Below are 17,864 nucleotides of genomic sequence, written 5' to 3' on the forward strand. Positions count from 1 at the left end.
CGAGTCGAACGCTCAGGTCGACCGTGTCGAACGCTCAGGACCCCCGAGTTCTGCGTTCAGGACCCCCGGGCCGTCGCTGATCGGCCTTTGTCGGTGGTCCGGTGCACCATGGTGGGCGTGCTGTTCACCGAAGTGGTCGAGACGTCCGCCGCCGTGGGGGCGACGCGCTCCCGCCTGGCCAAGGTCGGGGCGCTGGCCGACCTCATCCGCCGGACGGGCACGCCCGCCGTGGTGTCGTTCCTGGTCGGCGTGCCCAGCCAGGGCCGCATCGGCGCGGGCTGGCGGACGGTGCTCGACCTGGACGTGCCGCCCGCCGCCGGGCCCTCGCTCACGGTGTCCGATGTGGACGGGGCACTGGGCGCGTACGCCGCCATCGGCGGCAGGGGCTCGGCGGCGCGGCGGGTCGAGGCGCTGCGCGACCTGTTCTCCCGGGCCACCGCCGCCGAGCAGGACTTCCTCAAGCGCCTGCTCACCGGCGAGCTGCGGCAGGGCGCCCTCGAAGGGGTGATGCTGGACGCGGTCGCCAAGGCCGCCGAGGTGCCCGGCGAGGTGGTGCGGCGGGCGTTCATGCTCTCGGGCAGCCTCCCGGCGACCGCCGCCGCCGCGCTGACCGGCGAGGCCGCGCTGGCGGCGTTCCGGCTGGAGGTGGGCCGCCCGGTCCGGCCGATGCTCGCCTCGCCCGCCGAGTCCCTGCCCGACGCCCTCGCCGAGGTGGGCGAGGCAACGGTGGAGCACAAGCTCGACGGCGCGCGCATCCAGGTGCACCGGGACGGCGACGTCGTCCGCGTCTTCACCCGCACCCTGCGCGAGGTCACCAAGACCGTGCCCGAGCTGGTCGAGCTGGTCCGCGGCCTGCCGTGCGACTCGGTCGTGCTGGACGGGGAGACGCTGGCGCTCACCGACGACGGCAAGCCGCGCCCGTTCCAGGAGACGATGAGCCGCTTCGGCGCCCAGGACGTCCGCGAGCTGCTGCTCAGCCCCTTCTTCTTCGACTGCCTGCACCTCGACGGCCGCGACCTGCTCGACGAGCCGCTGCGCGCCCGGCTGGACGCCCTGCGGCAGGTCGCCGGCGACCACGTCGTCCCCGGCCGGCTGCGGCCGACCGGTGAGGAGGCCGCCGCCGTGCTCGACGAGGCGCTGGCCGCCGGCCACGAGGGCGTCGTGGTCAAGTCCCTGGACTCGGCCTACGCCGCCGGCCGCCGCGGCCGGGCGTGGCAGAAGGTCAAGCCGGTGCACACCCTCGACCTGGTGGTGATCGGCGTCGAGTGGGGCAGCGGCAGGCGCCGCGGCCTGCTGTCGAACCTGCACCTGGGCGCCCGCGACCCCGACGGCGGCCCGCCGGTCATGGTCGGCAAGACGTTCAAGGGCCTGACCGACGAGCTGCTGGCCTGGCAGACCCGCGAGCTGCTGGCCCGCGCGACGGAGAAGGACGAGTGGGTGGTCACCGTCCGCCCCGAGCTGGTCATCGAGATCGAGCTGGACGGCGTGCAGGTCAGCCCCCGCTACCCCGGCGGCGTGGCGCTGCGGTTCGCCCGCGTGGTCCGGTACCGGCCGGACAAGGGACCGGCCGAGGCCGACACCATCGACGCCGTGCGGGCCCTGCTGCCCGGCCCCGGCCCGGCGGCCACCGCGGGGGGCGCCTGACGACACCCGCAGCGCTGTGCGCGCAACCGGGGCGGACGGGCCCTCCGACGGGTATCGTCAAATCTTCGTGCGATTCATCGAAGGGCATCGGCCCAGCTACGACCTGACCTACGACGACGTGTTCCTCGTGCCCGGCCGCTCGGCCGTGGAGTCGAGGTTCGGCGTCGACCTGTCGACCTCCGACGGCACGGGCGCCACCATCCCCGTCGTCGTCGCGAACATGACCGCGGTGGCCGGGCGGCGGATGGCCGAGACGGTGGCGCGGCGCGGCGGCCTGGTGGTCCTGCCGCAGGACGTGGCGCCCGAGGCGGTGGCCGAGATCGTCGGGTGGGTCAAGGACCGCCACCCGGTGTGGGACACCCCGCTGACGCTCGCACCGGGCGACTCGGTCGCGGACGCGCTCAACCTGCTGCACAAGCGGGCGCACAACGCGGTCGTCGTCGTGGACGGCGACGGCCGGCCGGTGGGCGTGGTGGACGAGGCCGCGTGCGCCGGGGTCGACCGCTTCACGCGCCTGCACGACGTGGCCGACCCGCGCGTCACCACCCTCCCGATGGACACCGCCCCGCGCGGGGTGTTCGACGCGTTGACCGGCGGCGCGCAGCACGTCGCGCTGGGCGTCGACGACCGGGGCGCCCTGCGCGGCGTGCTGACCGCCCTGGGCGCGCTGCGCGCCGACGTCTACCAGCCCGCCCTGGACGCCGCGGGCAGGCTCCGCGTGGTCGCCGCGATCGGCGTGAACGGCGACGTCACCGCCAAGGCCGAGGCGCTGCTGGCGGCCGGGGTGGACGCGCTGGTGGTCGACACCGCGCACGGCCACCAGGAGAAGATGGTCGCCGCGCTCAAGGCCGTCCGCGAGGCCGGGCCGGCCGTGCCCGTGGTCGCGGGCAACGTGGTCACCGCCGGGGGCGTCCGCGACCTGGTCGAGGCGGGCGCGGACATCGTCAAGGTCGGCGTCGGCCCCGGCGCCATGTGCACCACCCGGATGATGACCGGCGTGGGCCGCCCGCAGTTCTCGGCCGTCGCCGAGTGCGCCGCGGAGGCCCGCGCGCTCGGCAAGCACGTGTGGGCCGACGGCGGCGTCCGGCACCCGCGCGACGTGGCCCTCGCCCTGGCCGCGGGCGCCGCGAACGTCATGGTCGGCTCCTGGTTCGCGGGCACCTACGAGTCGCCGGGCGACCTCCAGCGCGACGAGCAGGGCCGGCTGTACAAGGAGTCCTTCGGCATGGCCTCCAAGCGGGCCGTCAGCGCCCGCACCCGCACCGACAACGCGTTCGACCGGGCGAAGAAGGGCCTGTTCGAGGAGGGCATCTCCACCTCGCGGATGCGGCTGGACCCGCTGCGGCCCGGCGTGGAGGACCTGCTCGACTCGATCACCGCGGGCGTCCGCTCGGCCTGCACGTACGCGGGCGCGCAGACGCTGGAGGAGTTCCACGCCAAGGCCACCCTGGGCGTGCAGAGCGCCGCCGGGTTCGCCGAGGGCCGACCGCTGCCTTCGGGATGGTGATGAACACCGTCGGCCGCCGCCAATAGGCTGCGGGGGTGGACGCAGCCGTATCGGTGGAAGACCTGGTCAAGGTCTACAAGAGCGGTCAGGGACCGGCCGTGGACGGTCTCGGTTTCACGGTCCGGCGCGGTGAGGTGTTCGGCCTGCTCGGCCCCAACGGGGCGGGCAAGACGACCACCGTCGGGGTGCTGACCACCAGGGTGCGGCCGACGTCGGGGACGGCCCTGGTGGAAGGCGTCGACGTGGTCGGGGACTCCCGGCGGGCGCGGCGGCTGCTGGCCGTGGTGCCCCAGCGCAACAACCTGGACCGGGCGCTCGACGTCCGGCAGAACCTGCTGTTCCACGCCGCCTACCACGGCATGGGGCGCGCCGAGCGCAAGCGGCTGGCCGACGAGGTCCTGGAGCGCATGGGCCTGACCGGCCACGCCAAGGGCCTCGTGGACGACCTGTCCGGCGGCCAGGCGCAGCGGCTGATGATCGCGCGGGCGCTCATGCACCGCCCCCGCGTGCTGTTCCTGGACGAGCCGTCGACCGGCCTCGACCCCCAGGCGCGGCTGTTCGTGCACGACCGGGTCGCCGCCCTGCGCGCCGACGGCGTCACGGTCGTGCTCACCACCCACGACATGGACGAGGCGCACAAGCTGTGCGACCGGGTCGGCATCGTCGACCACGGCAAGCTCCTCGCCCTGGACTCGCCCGACGCGCTGACCAGGACCCTCCCGGGCAGCGCCACGCTGAGCGTCTCGGTCACCCTCGACGGCGCCGGGCCCGGTCCGGTCGCCGAGGCCCTGGCCGCGATCGGCGGGGTGGAGCGGGTCGAGCAGGTCGAGCAGGCCGGGGACGGGGACGCGCCGCCGGGGCCGGGCGGCGCGCGGCTGTTCCGCCTCTACACCGGCGTGGCGCCCGCCGCGGCGCTGCCCGAGGTCCTGCGCGCCCTCGAACGGCTCGGCACGCGGGTCGACGACCTGGCGATCGGCAAGCCGAGCCTGGAGGACGTGTTCATCCACCTGACCGGCAGGGAGCTGCGATGACCTCGCTGCGCACGTTCAACGCCATCCTCTGGCGCGACGTCTTCGTCACCGGCCGGGAGCTGCCCACCTTCCTCGCCCAGGTGATCGTCCAGCCGTTCTTCACCCTGTTCATCTTCGCCAAGGTGCTCGGCGACATCGGCTTCGTCCAGGGCGACTTCGCCTCCGTGCTGCTGCCCGGCATCGTGGCCATGAACGGGTTCCTCGGCGCGCTCCAGAACACCACCCTGCCGCTGGTGCTGGACTTCTCCTGGACCCGGGAGATCGAGGACCGGCTGCTCGCGCCGATCCCGATCCCGCTGGTCGCGGTGGAGAAGATGGTGTTCGGCGCGCTGCGCGGCCTGCTCGCGGCGGTGCTGATGATCCCGATCGGGTTCGTGATGCTGGACGTCACCTGGCCCGCGTCCGGCCTGCTGCCGGCCCTGCTGGTGATCGTGCTCGGCTCGCTGGCGGGCGCGGCGGTCGGCCTGGTCATCGGCACGTCGGTCTCGCCGCGGCACATCACCGTGATGTTCGCGGTGATCCTGACGCCGCTGCTGTTCACCGGGTCGGCGCAGTTCCCGTGGCCCGCGCTGGGCGACGACCTGCGCTGGTTCCAGGTGCTGTGCGCGCTCAACCCGCTGACCTACATCAGCGAGGGGATGCGCGCCGAGCTGGCGCCGCACGTGCCGCACATCCCGCTGTGGGTCTGCCTGGTCGTGCTGGTGGGCTCGATCGCGGGGTTCGGGGCGCTGGGCGTGCGCGGGTTCCTGCGCCGGGCGCTCGACTGAGGGCGGGAGGGGCCCGCCCGCGCGGGCGGGCCCCTCGTCACCGGCGCGTCAGAGGGTGTAGTCCTCCAGCATCTCGGTCACCAGCGCCGCGATCGGCGAGCGCTCCGACCTGGTCAGCGTGACGTGCGCGAACAGCGGGTGGCCCTTCAGCTTCTCGATCACCGCCAGCACGCCGTCGTGCCGCCCGACCCGCAGGTTGTCGCGCTGCGCCACGTCGTGGGTCAGCACCACCCGCGAGTTGGCGCCCAGCCGCGACAGCACGGTCAGCAGCACGTTGCGCTCCAGCGACTGCGCCTCGTCCACGATCACGAACGAGTCGTGCAGCGACCGGCCGCGGATGTGGGTCAGCGGCAGCACCTCCAGCATGCCGCGGTCCATGACCTCCTCGACCACGTCCTGGCTGACCAGCGCGCCGAGGGTGTCGAACACCGCCTGCGCCCACGGCTGCATCTTCTCGGTCTCGGAACCGGGCAGGTAGCCCAGCTCCTGCCCGCCCACCGCGTACAGCGGGCGGAAGACCACGACCCTGCGGTGCTGGCGGCGCTCCATGACCGCCTCCAGGCCCGCGCACAGCGCGAGCGCCGACTTGCCGGTGCCGGCCCGCCCGCCCAGCGAGACGATGCCGACGTCGGCGTCCAGCAGCAGGTCCAGCGCCACGCGCTGCTCGGCGGAGCGGCCGTGCAGGCCGAACGCCTCGCGGTCGCCGCGCACCAGCTTGACCCGCTTGTCCGGGGTGACCCGGCCCAGCGCGCTCGACGTGCCCGCGAGCAGCCGCAACCCGCTGTGGCACGGCAGTTCGGCCACGTGCGCGAGGTCGAACGGCGTCGGGTCGACCGAGCCCTCGCGGTACAGGGCGTCCACCACGGACTGGTCGACGTCCAGGTCGGTCATGCCGGAGTAGCCCGACAGCGCGACGTCCTGCGCCCGGTACTCGTCGGCCGCGAGGCCGACGGCGCCCGCCTTGACGCGCAGCGGCATGTCCTTGGTGACCAGCGTGACGGCGTTGCCCTCGGCCGCGAGGTTGAGCGCGCAGGCCAGGATCCGGGCGTCGTTGGAGTCCGTGCGGAAACCCGCGGGCAGCACCTCCGGGTCGGAGTGGTTGAGCTCGACGCGCAGGGTGCCGCCGAGGTCGCCGATGGGCACCGGGCCGTCCAGCCTGCCGTGCTTGAGCCGGAGGTCGTCGAGCAGGCGCAGCGCCTCCCTGGCGAACCAGCCCAGTTCGGGGTGGTGCCGCTTGCCCTCCAGCTCGCTGATCACCACGAGCGGCAGCACGACCTCGTGCTCCGCGAACCGCGTGGTGGCCAGGGGGTCGGAGAGCAGCACGGAGGTGTCCACCACGTACGTGTGAACAGTTGGCGCACCGCGGCGCCGGGACGTGCTGCGCGATGAGCCTGAGGAACGGCTCGCGGGTCGTCGTGCGTTCACGGCAACTCCTCGCGAACGCGACACCCGCGTCCGCTCCTCGCTGGGCCAGGCACCACCCCGATCGGCCGGTCCGCCTCACTCGCTCAGGCGCACCGGCCACGAAGGCCGGGTGCCGGCCCCCTCGCGCTCGCTGCCGCCGGCGGAACCGGCGAGTGCACAACAGCCACGATCAGGGCCTCCCTGCGCGGGCCGCAGTGGACGCGTCCCGCCAACCGGAAGTTACCTCCGCAGGTCCCTCTTATGCAGGCAGCCACACAGGTGATTCGTCAATTCGTCACCTCTCGGCAAAACGGGCGAAAGCTGCCCGCCGGGGGTGCGGCTGCCCGAACGCGCAGCGTCACCTCGGCCCAGCGCGGCGTGGTCCGCGCAGCTCAGAGCGGCTGCGCCGGATGCGGAGGGCGCACTCGCGCTCAGTCGCGGGGCAGCCGCGGCACACCCGCCTCGACCTCCTGCCGGAGGGTGCGCGGCACCAGCGGCTCGTCCAGCAGCCTCAGGTAGCGGTCACCCAGAGTGTCGGTCGGTGACCGCAGGTCCAACCAGGCCCGGATCAACCGCACGCCCTCCACGTACGTGGTGGTGTAGGCGCGCCACAGCGGGTCGCCCAGGAAGCGCAGCATGTGCCGCGCCCGCCGCTCGGGCACCAGCAGCCAGCGGCGCAGGAAGTCGACCACGTCGTCCGGGTGGGCGCGGCGGTCGTGCAGCATCAGCGCGGCGTCCTGGCGCACGGTGAGCAGGCCCGCGAGCGCGCCCTCGACGCGCTCGGTCAGCTCGCCGTCCACCCGCAGGCCCAGGTCGGCCACGATCTCCTCGGTCCAGCGGCCCCACCCCGGGCCCACCGCGGCGTGCAGGCCCAGCTCGGCCATGCCCTCGGCCATCAGGCACTGCGGGGTGTTGATCAGGAACAGCGCCTGCTCGGCGTGGCCGCGCTCGCCGACCAGGCCGACCTCCTTGCGGCAGTGCTCGGTGTGGTGGCCGGGGTAGGACTCGTGGGCGACCAGGTGCGGCAGGTTGGACACGCGGTGGCCGAGGTCGGCGTTGACCGCCACCCGCGAGCGGAAGCCGCCCAGGTAGTAGTTGAACCCGCTCCACGGCTTGTCGGTGACGACCTCGTACTCGACCACCTCGCCCGGCGGCAGCCCGTAGCGCTCGCGGACGCGGTCGCGCAGCGCGCTGGACAGGGCGTGCACCGCGGGGGACAGCAGGCGCGGCGGCACCTCGTCCAGCGCGCGGTGGTCGGCCAGCCGCGCGGCCAGGGAGCCGTCACCGGGCAGCAGCCCGTCCAGCTCCTCGTGGGCGCGGCGGTAGGTGTCGGGGTGGCCGGGCGCGACGTCGACCTGGAAGTAGGCGCGCACCTCGTCCACGAAGCCGACCCGCACGCCGGCGAGCTTGCGCGCGGTGGTCTCGACGGCCGTCAGGTGCGCCTCCAGGAAGCGGTGGCGCACCGGCTCCAGGTCGTCGACCCGGGCCAGCTCGCGGCGCAGCACCGCGGCGCGGTCGGCCAGGTTGGCCGGGTGCGGCCGCGGCTCGTCGTCGACCCGGCGCCGCAGCGCGCGGTCGCCGGTGAAGGAGTCCACCAGGCCGGGCGCCAGCTTCCCGAGCCTCAGCCCCAGCAGCAGGTACTCCCGCACGATCGCCTCGCCGTCCACGGCGGGGGACGATACGAGATGGCCGGCCGATTTACCACAGCGACGCGGCGAGTCGCGAATCGAGCGTGAGAAGAACACCTCAACGGGCGACAAGTACCGCGGGGACCATCACACAATGGTGTTGGAGGCATCCGGTCCGAGGCCAGATTTCGATAGTTTGCCCGCGATGAATCCGCACGCGCGATTCGGGCGGCGGTGGACCACCGGGGAAACCCACGGATAGAGGAGAGCGCAGTGCTGAAGAAGGCAAGCTCCATCGCCGCGATCGCGGCCGGCCTCATGATGCTCGGGTCGCCCGCGTTCGCGGTGGCCGGCGAGCCCTACGAGCACGACAAGAACAACTGGGGCAGCAACACCGCCATCGGCGAGCTCAGCTCCTACTACCAGGAGGGCGAGGGCGACACGGTCGCCGACCAGTTCGGCCTCATCAACTTCGGCAACGACTCCGACCTGGCGAGCGGCATCAACATCTGCGAGGTCGAGGTCAACGTCATCGGCGTCCCGGTCCTGGCGCAGAACGACGAGAGCCTCTGCATCAACACCGACGACGACGACAACGACGACAACGACATCGACGACGAGGACTGAGCCCGGCCCGAACGACGCCGGAACCAGGGCGTTGACCCGCGCGTGCGCGGGTCAACGCCCCTTTCGCGTTCCCGGGCAGGCTCCCCGGGCAGGCTCCCCGGTCGCACTCCCCGGTCACGCCCCCGGGCGCCTTCGTCATCGGGGCTTTCCCGGTTCGACCTTTCACCGGTCCGATAATCCGGTGAAACCGTGACGCCGACCACCCGGCAACCGCTTCTTTCCACCTCGGCCGGCCACGTGCCCCTACCACGCGGGCATCACCCTTTCCAGCAATGGCGGGGAGCACCCCGTCAGCGACCAGCCAGTTCACCGCCAGTCCAATACAGAGCGTGTTGAAAGACCACGTTGATCACCCGCTCGTGGGTAACACGGTCGAGAAATGTGCAGACAACCAATAGCTCGTCCACGAAGGGCATGATCCTTACCCGGGGCGACATAGCCAACAAACTGGACGAAAAATAGTTCACACGATGGTGTAATCGGACTGGCATCAGCGCCGCAGCCGAGTAAATTATCGCTGCGAGGGCATCACAGCCTGAGCCGCCAGATTCCCCGGAATGCTCGACAGGGATTACGGGGGTCACCACAAAATCCCATCAGAGGAGTGTGTTCCACATGTTGAAGAAGGCAGGCGTCGTCGCCATGGCCGCTGCCGGCCTCGTGATGCTGGGCTCCCCGGCCTTCGCGACCCCCGGTCACGGCCACGGTCACGGCCACGGCAACTGGGGCAGCAGCACCGCGATCGGCGAGCTGAACTCCTACTACCAGGAGGGTGAGGAGGGCGACGTCGCCGACCAGTTCGGTCTGATCAACTTCGGCAACGACTCCGACCTGCTGAGCAACCTCAACGTCTGCGAGGTCGAGCTCAACGTCATCGCGATCCCGATCCTGGCGCAGAACGACGAGAGCCTCTGCATCAACACCGACAACGACGACAACGACGGCAACGGCTGAGCCGTCCGCCAGTGAGTCGTCGGCCCACGGGCCGGTGTTGAAGTCGCGAAAGGCGGCACCTGTCAGCGGGTGCCGCCTTTCGGCGTCGAGGGGTACGGGGTCGGGGGTTCGGCGTCCCGGGGTCCGCTCAGGAACCGAAGCGGCGGTGGCGGAGGGCGTAGTCGCGCAGGGCGCGCAGGAAGTCGGTGCGGCGGAACTCCGGCCAGTACGCCTCGCAGAACCAGAACTCCGAGTGCGCCGACTGCCACAGCATGAACCCGGACAGCCGCTGCTCGCCCGAGGTGCGGATGAGCAGGTCGGGGTCCGGCTGGCCGGAGGTGTAGAGGTGCTCGGCGATGTGGTCGACGTCGAGGACCTCGGCCAGCTCCTCGATCGTGCCGCCGGACTCGGCGTGCTCCAGCAGCAGCTTGCGCACCGCGTCGGCGATCTCCTGCCGGCCGCCGTAGCCGACCGCGACGTTGACCTCCAGGCCGGTGCGGGACCGGGTGCGCAGCGACGCGGCCGACAGCCGGGCGGCGGTCTCGGTGGGCAGCAGGTCGAGCGCGCCGACGTGCCGGACGCGCCACGGGTTCTCCGGCTCGGCCAGCTCGTCGACGATGTCGGCGATGATGTCGAGCAGCGGCACGAGCTCCTCGCTCGGGCGGTCGAGGTTGTCGGTGGACAGCATCCACAGCGTCACCACCTCGACCCCGGCCTCGCGGCACCAGCTCAGCAGCTCCAGGATCTTCCGCGCGCCCGCGCGGTGGCCGTGCGCGACGTCGGTGAAGCCCGCCTCCTTGGCCCACCGGCGGTTGCCGTCCAGCACCACGCCGACGTGACGTGGTCGCTGCTTGCCGTCGAGCCACCGGTTCAGCCGGTACTCGTAGACCGGCAGGAGCAACCCGTCCTTGATGCGCTCGCGAAGACCCACGCTGGAAGAGCGTACGCCGCGTGGGACCGGTCACTCCGACGCGTGCTGCCGAGCAACTTAGGGTCCCGTAACCTCGGTCGGGTGACCACGTCGACGCTCCCGCAGCCCCCGGCGCCCGCATTGCGGCCGCGTCTGCGCGGCTGGCTCCACCTCTGGTCCTTCGCCGTGTCGCTGGTGGCCGGCGCGGCCCTGATCACCCTGGCCGCGACCACCTCGACCACCGAGGCGACGCTGGCCACGTCCGTGTACGCGACGACGGTGCTCGGCCTGTTCGGCGTGAGCGCCCTGTACCACCGGGTCAACTGGGTCAGCGTGCGCGCGCGGACGTGGATGAAGCGCCTCGACCACTCCATGATCTTCGTGTTCATCGCGGGCACCTACACGCCGTTCGCGATGCTGGCGATGGCGCCGTCCACGGGCAACGTGGTGCTGACCGTGGTGTGGGTCGGCGCGCTGTGCGGCGTGACGCTCAAGCTGGCCTGGCCGCACGCGCCGAGGTGGCTGGGCGTGCCGATCTACATCGCGCTGGGCTGGGTGGCCGTGTTCGTGCTGCCGGACCTGCTGCACCACGTGGGCGTGGGCGCGCTGGTCCTGCTCCTGGCGGGCGGCCTGCTCTACACCGCGGGCGCCGTGTTCTACGCGACCCGCTGGCCGAACCCGTGGCCGCGGGTCTTCGGCTACCACGAGTTCTTCCACGCGGCGACGGTGCTGGCGGCGATCTGCCACTACATCGCGGTCTGGTTCGCGGTCTACGCGTGACCGCGCCGGCGCACCCGACCTCCGTTCCGGGCTTGGCCGTGCGGTGGGTCGACGACGACTTCCCCGGCTGGGTCGAGGTCCAGCTCACCGACGCGCACGGCGTGGTGTGGAGCCTGGTCGACAAGGTCCCCGTGTTCGACGACGAGGACCGCCTGCGCCCCAACACCGCCTACCCCGTCGAGGTGCGGGTGGGGTGCGAGGTCGTCGGCCGGGGGCGGCTGGACGACGGCACCGAGGTGCTGACCGTGTCGACGAGGCTGCCGTGGGGCATCGAGGCCGTGGGCGGGCGCACCGAGTTCCTGGTGGACGTGCACCAGGTGACCACCGGCTAGCCCGGCGTCAGGTCCAGCGGGCCTGGAACCCGTCCGGGGCGACGTAGCGGTGGGCGCGCTCGGCGAACACCGACCGCAGCCCGCGCAGCAGGCCCTCCCGGCCGACGCGGGCCTCGACCTCCAGGACCCGGTCCAGGTGCGGCTTGTACGGGCGGTCGGGCGGCGGCGGGTCGCCCCACACGTCGTCGTCGGGCCGCTCGACCTCGGCGAACAGCCTGCTCAGGTACACCGCCAGGCCCTCGACCAGCCACGTCTCGGTGTTGACCAGGTTGCCCGACCACTGGTGCGCGACCTCGTGGGCGATCACGGTCGTCGCGTACCGGGGGTCGACGAACCGGTCCAGCGCGCCCTCGTCGAACACGATCAGGCCCTGCGTGGACAGCGCCAGCAGCGACAGGTCGTGCACGAACACCAGCTCGCACTTCGGGTACGGGTTGGGCGCGAGCAGGTCGGCGAAGAACGCGGTCGAGCGGGCCACCAGGTCGGCCACCCGCGTCCCGTCCACGCCCGCCCGCGACCTCGGCACGTGCACCGAGGGCGCGACCTCGACGAACGGCCCGGCCGCCAGCGCGACCCACGCCGGCTCGGTCGGCGCCGTGGGCGCGAAGGTGCGGACCTCGCCCCCGTCGACCAGCGGCAGCCCGTTGGCCAGGCACTTCCACGTCGGCGGCACCACGGCCGTCAGCGTGACGGGCGCGCGCAGCTGGTGGTCGGCGAAGTGGCCGAGGCAGCGCGGCGTGCCGTGCGGGTTGGGCGCGGCGTACAGGTAGACCTGGCCGTCGACCGGGTCGGTGACGCGGCGGAAGCCCGGCCTCGCGTACGGGAACAGCGCCTCGACGCGCAGGCCGCCGTCCTCGCGCTGCGGCGGGACGAGCACCTCGCCGAACACCTCGACCGGCTCGGGCTCGCCCCGGAACCGCAGCGTGGTGCGACCGCGCACCCCGTCCGCCGCCGGGTCCAGCCGCCACGTCAGGTCGTACGCCTCCACCTCGACCAAGGTGATCACCCCTTGATCCACACTACGGGAAGCGGGCCGCGCGGCGCCCGGTGTCACGCCAGGTCGGGGCCCTGCCGGCGCAGGTCGTCGACCTTGGTCATGGCCTCGCGCAGCTCGGCCAGCCACGTGTCGGCGTGCTCGCCGACCAGCCGCACGGCCCACGCCAGCGCCTCCGACCTCGACCGCGCCACGCCCGCCGCGACCAGGGTGTCGAGCACCTTGCGCTCGGGCTGCCGCAGCCGCGTCATGACCGGCGCGGACAACGTGGTGAACAGCTCCTCGGTGTCGCCGAGCCGGGCGCCCCAGGCGACCTTGCGCCGGTAGCGGTGCTCGGCCTGCCGGGCGATGCCGATGCGCTCGTCGCGCGTCTGCTCGCGGAACCGGGCGATCCGGCCCGCCTCGGCCGCCGCGCGCTCGGCGTCGTCGGCGAACCCGCCCTCCAGCGGGGGCAGGGCGCCGACCACCACGATCTCCTCGCGGTCCACCTCCACCACCGGCGCGCCGGTGAACCACCCGTCCGGCAGCCGGCCGGCGAACCAGGCCGCCGCGTCGTCCGCCGGGGCCTGCTCCGACTCCCTCTGCGCCCATCCACGTCTCATCGCGCACCACCCTGATTACATGATTACGGTGATGCAGACGCTACGCCGATCCCACCGGTTGTCGAGGCCGGTTCGCTCCTGGAGGACGCTCGGCCCTGGAGCACGCTCGGCCCTGGAGCACGCTCGGCCTTGGAGGACGCCCAGCCCCGGAGGACGCTCAGCGCGCCCGGGTGGTGAGGGCTTCCGCCAGCTCGGCCGCCGTGGTGACCGGGCGGTCGCACACGAAGCCCCGGCACACGTAGGCCGCCGGGCCGCCCGCCACCAGCGGCCGGTCCTCCAGCAGCGGCGCGGAGCCGGGTTCGCCGGCCACCACCACGCCGCCGCCGTGCACGCCGGCCCGCGCCGTGGCGACCAGCTCGGCCGACCCGCCCACCACCGCGACCTGCACCGGGCCCAGCGCCAGCGCCTCGGCCGCGCTCAGCCAGTGCCCGGCGAACCTCGGTTCCCGGGCGGCCAGCAGGCCGGCCCGCGCGACGGCCGCCCCGGCCGCCTCCCGGTACCCCGTCGGCCCGCCCAGCGCGGAGGCCGTGACCAGCGCGGACGCCAGGGACGACGCCCCGGACGGGGTGGCGTTGTCCGACGGGTCGGACGGCCGCCGCACCAGGGTCTCGGCGTCGTCGGCGGTGTCGTGGTGAACACCCGGCTCCTCGCCCGCGAACCGCGCCAGCGCGGTGTCCAGCAGCTCGCACGCGGCGGTCAGCCAGCGCCGCTCACCGGTCGCCTGGTGCAGGGCGAGCAGGCCCTCGGCGAGGCAGCCGTGGTCCTCCAGCACGCCCGCCGCCCGGCCCGCGACGCCGTGGCGTGACGTGCGCCGCAACCGCCCGTCGACCACGTGCACGCGCAGCACCAGCTCGGCGGCCCGGACGGCCGCCTCGACCCAGCGCGGTTCGCCGAGCGCCGCGCCCGCCTCGGCCAGGGCCGTGATCGCCAGGCCGTTCCACGCGGTGACGACCTTGTCGTCACGGGCGGGCTGCGGCCTGCGCCCGCGCGCTTCGAGCAGCCGGGCGGCGAGGTCCGGGTCCGGGTCGCCGAGCAGCCGCAGCGTCGACGCGCCGTGCTCGAACGTGCCCTCGTCCGTGACGCCGTGCAGCTCGGCGGCCCGCACCCCGTCCGCCAGGCCCAGCACCTCGACCAGCTGGGCGGGGGTCCACACGTACGTGGCGCCCTCGACGCCGTCGGTGTCGGCGTCCAGCGAGGCGGCGAACCCGCCCTCGGGCGTGCCCAGGTCGCGGAGCAGGAACTCGGCCGTCCCCCGGGCGACCCGCGCGTGCCGGTGCTCGGCGGTGCGCCTGGCCAGGTGCGCGTAGACGCGCAGCAGCAGGGCGTTGTCGTAGAGCATCTTCTCGAAGTGCGGCACCACCCACGCGGCGTCGACGGCGTACCGCGCGAAACCGCCGGCGAGCTGGTCGTGGAGGCCACCGGACGCCATCGCGTCGCACGTCGCGCTCACCATCGACAGCGCCTCGACCGACCCGGTGCGCTCGTGGTGGCGCAGCAGGAACTCCAGGACCGTCGACGGCGGGAACTTGGGCGCGCCGCCGAACCCGCCGTTGGCCAGGTCGAAGTGCCCGAGCAGCGACACGACCGCGCCGGCCAGCACGTCGTCGTCGACGGCGGAGCCGGGCAGCGGCGTGAACTCCAGCTGCCGGACGACCGCGGCGGCCGACCCGGTCACCTCGTCGCGCTGCTCGCGCCAGGCCCGCGCGACGGCCTCCAGCACCTGCCGGAACGACGGCATCCCGCGGGCGGGGTGCGGCGGGTAGTAGGTGCCCGCGTAGAACGGCTCGCCGCCGGGGGTGAGGAAGCACGTCATCGGCCACCCGCCGTGCCCGCTCATGGCCTGGGTGACGGCCATGTAGACCGCGTCCACGTCCGGCCGCTCCTCGCGGTCGACCTTGACGCTGACGAAGTGCTCGTTCAGGTAGGCCGCGGTGGCCTCGTCCTCGAACGACTCGTGCGCCATCACGTGGCACCAGTGGCAGGCGGCGTAGCCGACGCTCAGCAGCACCGGCACGTCGCGCTCCCGGGCCTCCGCGAACGCCTCGGGCGACCACTCCTGCCAGTCCACCGGGTTGTCGGCGTGCTGGAGCAGGTAAGGGCTGGTCGAGGACGCGAGCCGGTTCGCCATGCGCCCACGGTAGTGCGGTCCCGGCCGCGCGCCCAGTCAGTCCACAGTGGACTCCGGAGGGCTACTCGCCCGCCCCGCCCGCGGCCTTCCCGCCCCCGGCCCCGTTCTTGACCTCGCCCTCGGCCCCGTACTCGGCCGCGTCCTCGGCGGGCTCCGGGTCGTCGAACGAGGCGGGCACCCGCTTGAGGTGCTTGTTCATCGACTTGACCAGGAAGAACACCGCGATCAGGAACAGCACGAGCAGCAGCAGCCCGAGGGGCGAGGACTTGCCGAAGTCCTCCTGCTGCCCGCCGGGGTCCTTCTCCGTCGACGGTTGCCGCGCCGACACCAGCGCCGTGGTCTGCTCCAGGGGGATCGGAGCCAGGGCGGTCACGCGGTCACCTTCTCGTGGATGCCGGCGAACAGGTCGTCCTCCGGCAGGGTGCTGTCGACCAGCGACCTGGCCAACTCGTACTCCTCGGTCGGCCACACCTCGCGCTGCATCTCCAGCGGCACGGCGAACCAGCGGCTCTCCGGGTCGATCTGGGTCGCGTGCGCCTTCAGGGCCTCGTCGCGCACCACGAACCAGTCGGCGCACTCGACGCGGGTCGTGACGCGCTCCATCACGTCCGGCCGGTCGTCGCCCCAGCCCGCGAGCCACTCGGCGTACGGGGACTCCAGGTCGGCCGCGAGCAGCGCCTCGTGGAACGCCATCAGCTTCGCGCGCGAGAAGCCGTGGGAGTAGTAGAGCTTGAGCGGCTGCCACGGCTCGCCCAGCCCGGGGTAGCTGTCCGGGTCGCCCGCGGCGTCGAAGGCGGCGACCGAGACCTCGTGGCAGCGGATGTGGTCGGGGTGCGGGTAGCCGCCGTTCTCGTCGTAGGTGATGATCACGTGCGGGCGGAACTCGCGGATGACCTGGACCAGCGGCGGGGTCGACTCCTCCAGCGGCGTCAGCGCGAAGCAGCCCTCCGGCAGCGGCGGCAGCGGGTCGCCCTCGGGCAGGCCCGAGTCGACGAAACCGAGCCAGCGGTGCTGGACGCCGAGGATCTCCGCGGCCCGCGCCATCTCCCCGCGGCGGATCGCGGACATGTTCTCCAGCACCTCCGGCCGGTCCATGGCGGGGTTCAGGACGCTGCCCGCCTCCCCGCCCGTGCAGGTGACGACCATCACCTCGTGCCCCTCGGCGACGTAGCGGGCCATCGTGGCGGCGCCCTTGCTCGACTCGTCGTCCGGGTGCGCGTGCACCGCCATCAGGCGCAGCTTCTCAACCATGACGGTGGTGCTCCTCCTCAGACCTGCCGACCGGGGCCGATCGAACCCCTGCGACACTCAACGCGGTCGCGAGCGGCCATTGTTCCCCACGGGCAGGAAGGCGTTGGCAAGTGGCACTGCCGGAAGGTCGGTACGGCAAGCCGCGCCGCCCCGCGCCCACGTGGACCCGTTGGTCACTCGCCGTGATCGCGGTGCTGGTCGGCGGCGTCGTCGCCTGGGTCGGGTACCGGAACCTGGGCACCAAGCCCGTCGAGGCGAAGCAGACGGCGTTCGAGGTGTTGGGCGACAGCTCGGTGGAGATCACGTTCGAGGTGGTCCGGCAGACGCCGGAACGACCCGTGGTGTGCATCGTCCGAGCACGCTCCGAAGACGGCGACGAAGCGGGCCGGCGTGAGGTGCTGGTGCCCGCCGGCGCCGGCACGGTGCGCGAGACAACGGTGTTGAAGGCGTCCAAACCACCCGTCACCGGAGAGGTGTTCGGGTGCTCTTATCAGGTTCCCGAGTACCTGTCCACGAGGTAGCGGCCAAGCGGGTGATCTGCGCGTTTACCCGCCGGTTCGGGGAACAAAACGCCGTACTGGAACGTTCTCGTCGTGTTACTCTGGCCTTTCAGCACGGCCCCGACGCGGGCCGTGTTTTTCCGTTCCGGGTTGGTGCGCCCGGGAACTGCCAGCCCATCCGTGGGCCGGGAGCAAGACGAGGAGTTGGTGACCGTGAGCGACACTGAGGTGACCTGGCTGACCCAGGAGGCCTACGACCGTCTCAAGGCTGAGCTGGACGAGATGATCGAGAACCGCCCGGTCATCGCCGCGGAGATCAACGCCCGGCGCGAGGAGGGCGACCTCCGCGAGAACGGCGGGTACCACGCGGCCCGCGAGGAGCAGGGCAAGCAGGAGGCCCGGATCCGGCAGCTCCAGGAGCTGCTGCGAGTCGCCAAGGTGGGTGAGGCTCCCAAGGTGAACGGGGTCGCCGCCCCGGGCATGGTGCTCACCGTGCGTTACGAAGGCGACGACGAGACCGAGGAGTTCCTGCTCGCGACGCGTGAAGAGGGCGCGCACGGCGCCCTGGAGGTCTACTCCCCCTCGTCCCCGCTGGGCAAGGCGCTGCTCGGCGCGAAGGACGGCGAGACGCGGGAGTACGAGCTGCCCAACGGCAGCACGATGAAGGTGACGCTCATCAAGGCCGTGCCCTACTCCGGCTGACCGGGTTCGAGCGACAGGGGCGGCCACCTCCGGGCAGGCCGCCCCTTCCACTGCCCGCGTGTCCTCCGCTCGGGCACCGCGTGTCCTCCACTCGGACATCACGTGTCCTCCGCTCGGGCACCGC

At 72.9% G+C, this 17,864-nt stretch carries 18 protein-coding genes; 10 read left to right on the plus strand and 8 right to left on the minus strand.

Annotation, left to right across the window (positions count from 1 at the left end):
- The first annotated feature begins 108 nt into the window (after positions 1-108).
- The 4 genes from ABD223_RS00160 (at position 109) to ABD223_RS00175 (ending at position 4,949) form a co-directional block, all read left to right on the plus strand.
- Entirely contained in the window at positions 109-1,644 is a 1,536-nt protein-coding gene (locus ABD223_RS00160; protein WP_486374871.1) for an ATP-dependent DNA ligase, read from the plus strand.
- 67 nt (positions 1,645-1,711) lie between these two features.
- Complete coding sequence (locus ABD223_RS00165) at positions 1,712-3,151, plus strand: GuaB1 family IMP dehydrogenase-related protein (RefSeq protein ID WP_344033702.1); 1,440 nt, start codon at positions 1,712-1,714, stop codon at positions 3,149-3,151.
- A 35-nt stretch (positions 3,152-3,186) separates the two neighbouring features.
- Positions 3,187-4,182: an ABC transporter ATP-binding protein gene (locus ABD223_RS00170; protein ID WP_344033703.1), complete on the plus strand. Its 996-nt coding sequence runs from the start codon at positions 3,187-3,189 to the stop codon at positions 4,180-4,182.
- On the plus strand, positions 4,179-4,949 hold the full coding sequence (locus tag ABD223_RS00175; RefSeq protein WP_344033704.1) for an ABC transporter permease: 771 nt from the start codon (positions 4,179-4,181) through the stop codon (positions 4,947-4,949). The genes ABD223_RS00170 and ABD223_RS00175 overlap by 4 nt, the downstream gene beginning before the upstream one ends.
- 48 nt (positions 4,950-4,997) lie before the next feature.
- Here ABD223_RS00175 and phoH2 read toward each other — a convergent pair whose 3' ends face one another.
- Positions 4,998-6,287: an RNA 5'-3' helicase PhoH2 gene (phoH2, locus tag ABD223_RS00180; protein ID WP_344033705.1), complete on the minus strand. Its 1,290-nt coding sequence runs from the start codon at positions 6,285-6,287 to the stop codon at positions 4,998-5,000.
- A 497-nt stretch (positions 6,288-6,784) separates the two neighbouring features.
- Positions 6,785-8,020 (minus strand): DUF885 domain-containing protein, encoded by a 1,236-nt coding sequence (locus ABD223_RS00185; RefSeq protein WP_344033706.1) that lies wholly within the window; start codon positions 8,018-8,020, stop codon positions 6,785-6,787.
- A gap of 234 nt (positions 8,021-8,254) precedes the next feature.
- Here ABD223_RS00185 and ABD223_RS00190 point away from each other — a divergent pair, with 234 nt between their 5' ends.
- Together ABD223_RS00190 and ABD223_RS00195 are read left to right on the plus strand one after the other, a co-directional pair.
- Positions 8,255-8,608 (plus strand): hypothetical protein, encoded by a 354-nt coding sequence (locus tag ABD223_RS00190; protein ID WP_344033708.1) that lies wholly within the window; start codon positions 8,255-8,257, stop codon positions 8,606-8,608.
- 615 nt (positions 8,609-9,223) lie between these two features.
- Positions 9,224-9,562, plus strand: coding sequence for a hypothetical protein (locus ABD223_RS00195; protein ID WP_344033709.1), 339 nt, complete (start codon positions 9,224-9,226; stop codon positions 9,560-9,562).
- 127 nt (positions 9,563-9,689) lie between these two features.
- Here ABD223_RS00195 and ABD223_RS00200 read toward each other — a convergent pair whose 3' ends face one another.
- Positions 9,690-10,442, minus strand: coding sequence for an isoprenyl transferase (locus tag ABD223_RS00200; protein ID WP_344034697.1), 753 nt, complete (start codon positions 10,440-10,442; stop codon positions 9,690-9,692).
- 111 nt (positions 10,443-10,553) lie between these two features.
- On the opposite strand from ABD223_RS00200, the gene trhA reads away from it, so the two are divergent.
- Both trhA and ABD223_RS00210 read left to right on the plus strand, forming a co-directional pair.
- Positions 10,554-11,231, plus strand: a complete 678-nt coding sequence (gene trhA / locus ABD223_RS00205) for a PAQR family membrane homeostasis protein TrhA (RefSeq protein WP_344033710.1) — start codon at positions 10,554-10,556, stop codon at positions 11,229-11,231.
- The gene (locus ABD223_RS00210; protein WP_344033711.1) at positions 11,228-11,563 is read left to right on the plus strand and encodes a hypothetical protein; all 336 of its coding nucleotides are present in this window, start codon (positions 11,228-11,230) and stop codon (positions 11,561-11,563) included. Before trhA ends, ABD223_RS00210 begins: the two co-directional genes overlap by 4 nt.
- 7 nt (positions 11,564-11,570) lie before the next feature.
- Here the strand turns inward: ABD223_RS00210 and ABD223_RS00215 are convergent, their stop codons facing one another.
- The 5 genes from ABD223_RS00215 to mca form a co-directional block, all read right to left on the minus strand.
- Positions 11,571-12,569: a M1 family aminopeptidase gene (locus ABD223_RS00215; protein ID WP_344033712.1), complete on the minus strand. Its 999-nt coding sequence runs from the start codon at positions 12,567-12,569 to the stop codon at positions 11,571-11,573.
- 44 nt (positions 12,570-12,613) lie between these two features.
- On the minus strand, positions 12,614-13,159 hold the full coding sequence (locus ABD223_RS00220; RefSeq protein WP_344033713.1) for a hypothetical protein: 546 nt from the start codon (positions 13,157-13,159) through the stop codon (positions 12,614-12,616).
- Positions 13,160-13,316: 157 nt separating this feature from the next.
- The gene (locus ABD223_RS00225) at positions 13,317-15,287 is read right to left on the minus strand and encodes a thioredoxin domain-containing protein (protein ID WP_344033714.1); all 1,971 of its coding nucleotides are present in this window, start codon (positions 15,285-15,287) and stop codon (positions 13,317-13,319) included.
- 61 nt (positions 15,288-15,348) lie between these two features.
- Positions 15,349-15,642, minus strand: coding sequence for a hypothetical protein (locus ABD223_RS00230; protein WP_380646590.1), 294 nt, complete (start codon positions 15,640-15,642; stop codon positions 15,349-15,351).
- 14 nt (positions 15,643-15,656) lie between these two features.
- Positions 15,657-16,538, minus strand: a complete 882-nt coding sequence (gene mca, locus ABD223_RS00235) for a mycothiol conjugate amidase Mca (RefSeq protein WP_344033715.1) — start codon at positions 16,536-16,538, stop codon at positions 15,657-15,659.
- Positions 16,539-16,648: 110 nt separating this feature from the next.
- Between mca and ABD223_RS00240 the strand changes: the two genes are divergently transcribed.
- Positions 16,649-17,059: a DUF4307 domain-containing protein gene (locus ABD223_RS00240; protein WP_344033716.1), complete on the plus strand. Its 411-nt coding sequence runs from the start codon at positions 16,649-16,651 to the stop codon at positions 17,057-17,059.
- Positions 17,060-17,245: 186 nt separating this feature from the next.
- Positions 17,246-17,740, plus strand: a complete 495-nt coding sequence (gene greA / locus ABD223_RS00245) for a transcription elongation factor GreA (protein WP_344033717.1) — start codon at positions 17,246-17,248, stop codon at positions 17,738-17,740.
- Positions 17,741-17,864 lie beyond the last annotated feature (124 nt).

This window comes from Saccharothrix xinjiangensis, from assembly GCF_039527585.1.
Classification (GTDB): domain Bacteria; phylum Actinomycetota; class Actinomycetes; order Mycobacteriales; family Pseudonocardiaceae; genus Actinosynnema; species Actinosynnema xinjiangensis.